The 6200-nt window shown below is 70.8% G+C and carries 6 protein-coding genes and 1 tRNA gene; 5 read left to right on the forward strand and 2 right to left on the reverse strand.

Translation table 11 applies throughout. From position 1 onward, the window contains the following. The first annotated feature begins 94 nt into the window (after nt 1-94). On the forward strand, nt 95-664 hold the full coding sequence (locus G6030_RS08625) for a hypothetical protein (protein WP_007627427.1): 570 nt from the start codon (nt 95-97) through the stop codon (nt 662-664). A 43-nt stretch (nt 665-707) separates the two neighbouring features. Here G6030_RS08625 and G6030_RS08630 read toward each other — a convergent pair. Beyond that, nucleotides 708-783: transfer RNA gene (locus G6030_RS08630), tRNA-Arg, on the reverse strand. Nucleotides 784-995: 212 nt separating this feature from the next. Here G6030_RS08630 and rplM point away from each other — a divergent pair. From rplM to glmM, 3 genes are all read left to right on the forward strand, one after another. Next, complete coding sequence (gene rplM, locus G6030_RS08635) at nt 996-1439, forward strand: 50S ribosomal protein L13 (protein ID WP_007627425.1); 444 nt, start codon at nt 996-998, stop codon at nt 1437-1439. After that, nucleotides 1436-1978 carry a 30S ribosomal protein S9 gene (gene rpsI / locus G6030_RS16735; RefSeq protein ID WP_007627423.1) on the forward strand — a complete coding sequence of 181 codons (543 nt, stop codon included), beginning with the start codon at nt 1436-1438 and terminating at the stop codon, nt 1976-1978. The genes rplM and rpsI overlap by 4 nt, the downstream gene beginning before the upstream one ends. 154 nt (nt 1979-2132) lie before the next feature. After that, nucleotides 2133-3491 carry a phosphoglucosamine mutase gene (gene glmM, locus G6030_RS08645; protein WP_061230062.1) on the forward strand — a complete coding sequence of 453 codons (1359 nt, stop codon included), beginning with the start codon at nt 2133-2135 and terminating at the stop codon, nt 3489-3491. A 5-nt stretch (nt 3492-3496) separates the two neighbouring features. Here the strand turns inward: glmM and G6030_RS08650 are convergent, their stop codons facing one another. Continuing rightward, nucleotides 3497-4369, reverse strand: coding sequence for a dienelactone hydrolase family protein (locus G6030_RS08650; protein ID WP_043566378.1), 873 nt, complete (start codon nt 4367-4369; stop codon nt 3497-3499). Between the two features lie 73 nt (nt 4370-4442). On the opposite strand from G6030_RS08650, the gene glmS reads away from it, so the two are divergent. Continuing rightward, a partial coding sequence (gene glmS, locus G6030_RS08655; RefSeq protein ID WP_182642852.1) for a glutamine--fructose-6-phosphate transaminase (isomerizing) occupies nt 4443-6200 on the forward strand: 1758 nt, incomplete at its 3' end.

Consider the following 6200-nt stretch of genomic DNA (forward strand, 5'->3'; position numbering starts at 1 on the left):
CCGCCCGACCGTCGCCGGACGGTCGGGCGGGCCTCGTCGTGCCCGCCGAGGGACTACCCTCGGTGGGCACCACACCGATTCGGAGGCGGTAGAGATGTATCCCGGACAGGACGACCACACCCGACGCATGGGGCAGCAGCCCGACTCGCGTGCCTACTCGCGGATGAGCGGCGACCGGGCGTATGACCCCGCCTACGACGACGGCTACGGCGCCGAGGGCGGCTACGACGACGGCTATGTGGAACCCCGCCAACCCCGCCGCGGGCCCGCGATCGACGTGGGGAAATTCGTCGGCAGCGTGGCCGCCACCGCACTGGTCGCGGCCATCGCGGGGTGGCTGATCGCCTGGGTTGTGGACGCCGTGTTCTCCCGCTTCGGCCACCAGTGGGCCAACGGCGGGAACACCCCGACGATGTACGCCGTCTACGGCGCCGTCGCGGCGATCCTCGCCGGGCTGCTCTGGTATCTGCTACTGATCGGCACCGCCAATCCCCAGCAGTTCTACTCCTGGACGGTGGGGCTGCTCATCGTGGCGGCCGTGGCGTTGCCGCTGCTGGTGACCGTGCCGTTCCTCGACGGGCTCGCGGCCGCGATCGTGCACTTGTTCATCGGACTGCCGATCCTCGCGCTGACGAGCGCCTTCTCGGCCACACTCAGGCGCTGACGTCCCGCCGGGCCCGGGACGCTGACGCGGCCCGGGCCACCAATGGTGCCCCCGAGAGGAATCGAACCTCCGACACCGGCTTTAGGAGAGCCGTGCTCTATCCACTGAGCTACGAGGGCGGGAACCGGGGAGAGTCTAACCGATGGGTCGCTCCGTCGTGATCGGCGACTTGGAGTGGGCGCCCGTCGGACGGTACTGTTGACCGTCGGCGTCCATGTCGTCTCCTTCATCGGAGACGGTGGACCGCCTCGCACGGGTCACCACCGGCCGCCGTACGAGGGGGAGGGCGCCTGCCGGCCGGCAGCCCACTAGACAGACAGAGGTATTGCCTGTGTCCACGTACACCCCCAAGCCCGGGGACGTGACGCGCGCCTGGTATGTCATCGACGCCACCGACGTGGTGCTCGGTCGACTCGCCGTCCAGGTCGCCAACATCCTCCGTGGCAAGCACAAGCCGCAGTTCGCCCCGAACGCCGACACCGGCGACTTCGTCATCATCATCAACGCCGACAAGGTCGCGATCTCGTCCAACAAGCGTGACCGCGTGGTGCAGCACCGCCACTCCGGTTTCCCCGGTGGGCTGAAGTCGCAGACCCTGGGCAAGGCCATGGACACGCGCCCCGACCGCGTCGTCGAGAAGGCCGTCAAGGGCATGCTGCCGAGCAACAAGCTCGGTCGTGCCGTCGCCTCCAAGCTCAAGGTGTACGCGGGTCCCGATCACCCGCACGCCGCCCAGCAGCCCGTGCCCTTCGAGATCAAGCAGGTGGCCCAGTGACCGACGAGAACATCACCCCCGAGGCCGAGGTCGCCGACGACGTGGTGGCGGATCTCGCCGCCGAGGTCGCCGAGGACTACAGCGAGGCCGACTACGCCGGTGGCACCGACTTCGTCGCCGACGCCGACGCCCAGTTCGCTCCCGTCGTCTCCTCCGGCCCGGCCCAGGCCGTCGGCCGCCGCAAGGAGGCCGTCGCCCGCGTCCGCCTGCTGCCCGGCTCCGGCCAGTTCACCCTCAACGGGCGGTCCCTCGAGGACTACTTCCCGAACAAGGTGCACCAGCAGCTCGTCAAGTCGCCGCTCGTGCTGGTCGAGCGCGAGGAGCAGTTCGACATCGTGGCGCTGCTCCACGGTGGCGGCCCCTCGGGTCAGGCCGGCGCGCTGCGTCTGGCCATCGCCCGAGCGCTGACCCAGTACTCGCCGGACGATCGCCCGGCGCTCAAGAAGGCGGGCTTCCTGACGCGTGACGCCCGCGCGGTCGAGCGCAAGAAGGCCGGCCTCAAGAAGGCCCGTAAGGCCCCGCAGTACTCGAAGCGCTGATCCGCCAGGATCACGACACCAGAGCAGGTTCCCGCGACGCGGGGGCCTGCTCTGGTCCATTTGCCGAGTGCGCGACCGGGCGGGGTTATCCTGACCCGGGCGTTCCCGATCCGCCCCGCGACGGCGACCACACGACCCCGGAGGACTACACGACATGACGCGACTGTTCGGCACCGATGGGGTCCGTGGGCTCGCCAACCGGACCCTTACCGTTGACCTCGCGGTCCGGCTCGGTGCGGCGGCCGCCGCGGTCCTCGCCACCGAGACCGGGCCCGTGCCCGACCGTGCGGGCGCGCGCCCGCTGGCGGTCGTGGGTCGTGACCCGCGCGTCTCGGGAGAGATGCTGGAGGCCGCGCTCGCGGCGGGGCTGGCCAGTCAGGGCGTCGACGTCATGCTGGTCGGTGAGGTGCCGACCCCGGCTGTGGCCCACCTGACGGACCGTCATGACGCCGCGCTCGGCGCCGTCATCTCCGCCTCGCACAACGCCATGCCGGACAACGGCATCAAGTTCTTCGCCGCGGGCGGGCACAAGCTCGGTGACGAGGTCGAGGACCGGATCGAGGCCGCGCTCACCGAGGGCGCCATCACCGGGCCGACCGGGTCGGCGATCGGCCGGATCTCACGTGCGACCCCCGGGGACGCCCTGGACAGCTACGTCGGCCATCTGCTCAGCGCCACGCCGGCCCGGCTGGACGGGCTCCGTGTCGTCGTCGACTGCGCCAACGGCGCCGCCAGCGTGGCCGCACCGCGCGCCTACCGAGAGGCGGGTGCGACGGTGATCGAGATCCACGCCAGCCCCGACGGCTACAACATCAACGACAATTGCGGTTCCACCCACCTCGACGACGTCCGTGCCGCGGTCCTCGAGCACGGCGCCGACCTCGGTCTCGCCCACGACGGGGACGCCGACCGCTGCCTCGCGGTGGACTCGAGCGGCGAGGTCGTCGACGGGGACCAGATTATGGCGATCCTGGCACTGGCCATGAGGGACGCCGGCGAGCTCGCGGGTAACGCTCTCGTCGCGACCATCATGAGCAACCTCGGTCTCAAAGTGGCGATGCGGGAAGCCGGCATCGAGGTGACCGAGACCAAGGTCGGCGACCGGTACGTCCTCGAGCGCCTCCGCGAGGGCGGGTACAGCCTCGGCGGCGAGCAGTCCGGTCACCTCGTCCTGCCCGCGCACGCGACCACCGGGGACGGCGTCCTCACCGGGCTGCGCATCATGGCGCGGATGGCCGAGACGGGCAGGTCGCTCGCCGAGCTGGCCTCCGTGATGACGGTGCTGCCCCAGATCCTCATCAACGTGCCGGTCGAGGACAAGGCCGCCGTCGTGGCGTCCCCGGCGGTCGGCGACGCGGTCGCCGCCGAGGAGCTGCGGCTCGGCGCCACCGGCCGCGTCCTGCTGCGCCCCTCGGGGACCGAGCACCTGGTCCGCGTCATGGTCGAGGCCGAGGACGCGGACCTGGCCCGCGAGGTCGCCGAGCGGCTCGCGGGCGTCGTCGTCGCCGTCTGACCCGCTCAGCCGCCGGTGAAGGACTTGAACAGCTTGAGCAACGGCGGGGTGGTGGCCAGCGGGTCGTCCCCCGGCTCCTCCAGCATCTCGTCCGTCACGGGGACCGCGTCCTTGAACCCGACCCCGGGGTCCGCGAACGCGGCATAGGTGTCGTCACCGGCGAGCGTGGCAAGCAGGTAGCCGGCCAGCAGCGGCCGCACGGTCCGATGCGTGCGGCGGTCGGGGTCCGCCAGGCCGATCCGCTCGATCAGCGCGTTGCGCTCGACCAACCCGCCCTCGATCGCCTTGTCCAGTCGCCGGTGCACGAGATCGCCCCGCCACGCGAGGTGTAGAGCCCGCGCGTCCTCGGCGTGGACACCGCCGCCGGCGGACAGCAGCAGTGCGGGGGAGTCGATCGTCATCGCCCGGTCCGCGGCCGACGGGACCGTCTCGGTGGGGAAGACCATCGCGACGGCGTCGATGTCGGTGCGCTGGGAGGCCAGAAGCGCGGACACGCCCGCGCCGAGGCCGTGTCCGGCCAGGCCGATACGCCGCGGATCCGCGCGGACCGACCCTCGACCGAGGGTGGCCTCGAGGGTGTCCTCGATCGCCGCGGACAGGTGGTCCGCGTAGTGCTGGTGGTTCGGGCGCAACCCGAGATCGGTGGCCGGAGCCACCACGACGAATCCCCACGACGCGAGGTGCTTGAGGGTGTCGACGTAGTGATGCGGCCCCCGGGTCCAGTCGTGGGCCCATCCCACGACGGGCGCGGGAGACGGGGCGTCGCGCGGGACGTAGACGACGCCGGGGGTGCCGGTGAACCCGAGGTCACCCCTGTCGACGGCGTGGGGTCCGCGTCGGCCCACCCTGGCGTGCAGTTCCTTGGTCTTCTTGGCCACGATGGCCACAGTATCGCCTCACGAGCGCGAAGGGTGCCTGGGCTGTCGGACCTCGCGGTTACACTTAGCGCCCATGTGCGGAATCGTCGGTTATGTCGGGCATCGCCCCGCCCTCCCAGTCGTCGTCGAGGCCCTGCGGCGGATGGAGTACCGCGGCTACGACTCGGCGGGCGTCGCCGTGCTCGACGGCTCGGGGGCCTCCCGGGTCGAGAAGAAGGAAGGCAAGCTCGCCAACCTCGAGGCCGCGCTCGCGGCCGCGGGTGAGGGCGGCTTCCCGGGCTCGACCGGCATCGGTCACACCCGGTGGGCGACGCACGGCCGTCCGAGTGACCGCAACGCCCACCCGCACGTCTCCGGCGATGTCGCGATCGTGCACAACGGCATCATCGAGAACTTCGCTCCGCTCCGCGCCGAGCTCGAGGCCGCGGGCGTCGAGCTCGAGTCGGACACCGACTCGGAGGTCGCGGCCCACCTGTTGCGTCGGGAGATGGAGTCGGGTGCCAGTGGCGGGGACTTCGTGGCCGCGTGCCGCACGGTGCTCCGTCGCCTCGAGGGCGCCTTCACTCTGGTCTTCAGCCATGCCGCCCACCCGGACGTCCTCGTGGCCGCGCGGCGCTCGACCCCGCTCGTGCTGGGTGTCGGCGAGGGTGAGATGTTCCTGGGGTCCGACGTCGCGGCGTTCATCGAGCACACCCGTGACGCCATCGAGCTGGGTCAGGACAACGTCGTGGTCCTGCGCGCGGACTCGTACGAGATCACCGACTTCGCCGGTGAGCCCTCCGAGGGGCGTCCCTTCTACATCGACTGGGATCTGGCCGCCGCCGAGAAGGGCGGCTACGACTACTTCATGCTCAAGGAGATCGCCGAGCAGCCGGGGGCGGTCGCCGACACCCTGCTCGGTCACTTCCAGGACGGTCGCATCGTGCTGGACGAGCAGCGGATGAGCGATCAGGACCTGCGCGACATCGACAAGGTGTTCATCGTGGCCTGCGGCAGTGCCTACCACTCGGGCATGGTCGCCAAGTACGCGATCGAGCACTGGACCCGGCTCCCATGCGAGGTCGAGATCGCCTCGGAGTTCCGCTATCGCGACCCGGTCCTGGACCGTTCCACGCTCGTGGTGGCCATCTCGCAGTCCGGCGAGACCGCGGACACCCTCGAGGCGGTCCGTCACGCCAAGGCCCAGAAGGCCCGTGTCCTGGCGGTGTGCAACACCAACGGTTCGCAGATCCCTCGGGAGGCCGACGCCGTCCTGTACACGCATGCCGGGCCGGAGATCGGTGTCGCCTCCACCAAGGCGTACCTCGCGCAGATCACGGCCAACTACCTGGTCGGTCTCGCGCTCGCGCAGGCTCGCGGCACCAAGTACCCGGACGAGGTGGCGGCCGAGTTCCGTCAGCTCGAACGCATGCCCGAGGACATCCAGAAGGTCGTCGACTCCCTGGGTCCGGTCCGGGGGATCGCCCGCGAGCTCGCCGGCTCCAAGTCGGTGCTGTTCCTCGGCCGCCACGTGGGGTACCCGACGGCACTGGAGGGCGCGCTCAAGCTCAAGGAGCTGGCGTACATGCACGCCGAGGGGTTCCCGGCAGGGGAGCTCAAGCACGGTCCGATCGCCCTCATCGAAGAGGGTATGCCGGTCTTCATCGTGATGCCGCCGGTCGAGGGTCGCGGGGTCCTCCACTCCAAGCTGGTGAGCAACATCCAGGAGATCCGGGCCCGCGGCGCGCGGACCATCGTGATCGCCGAGGAGGGCGACGAGGTGGCCCGGCCCCTCTCGGACTACTTCATCCCGATCCCGGCCTCGACCACTCTGCTCCAGCCGCTGCTGGCC

Source organism: Dietzia sp. E1, assembly GCF_014145015.1.
Taxonomy (GTDB): Bacteria; Actinomycetota; Actinomycetes; order Mycobacteriales; family Mycobacteriaceae; genus Dietzia; species Dietzia cinnamea_A.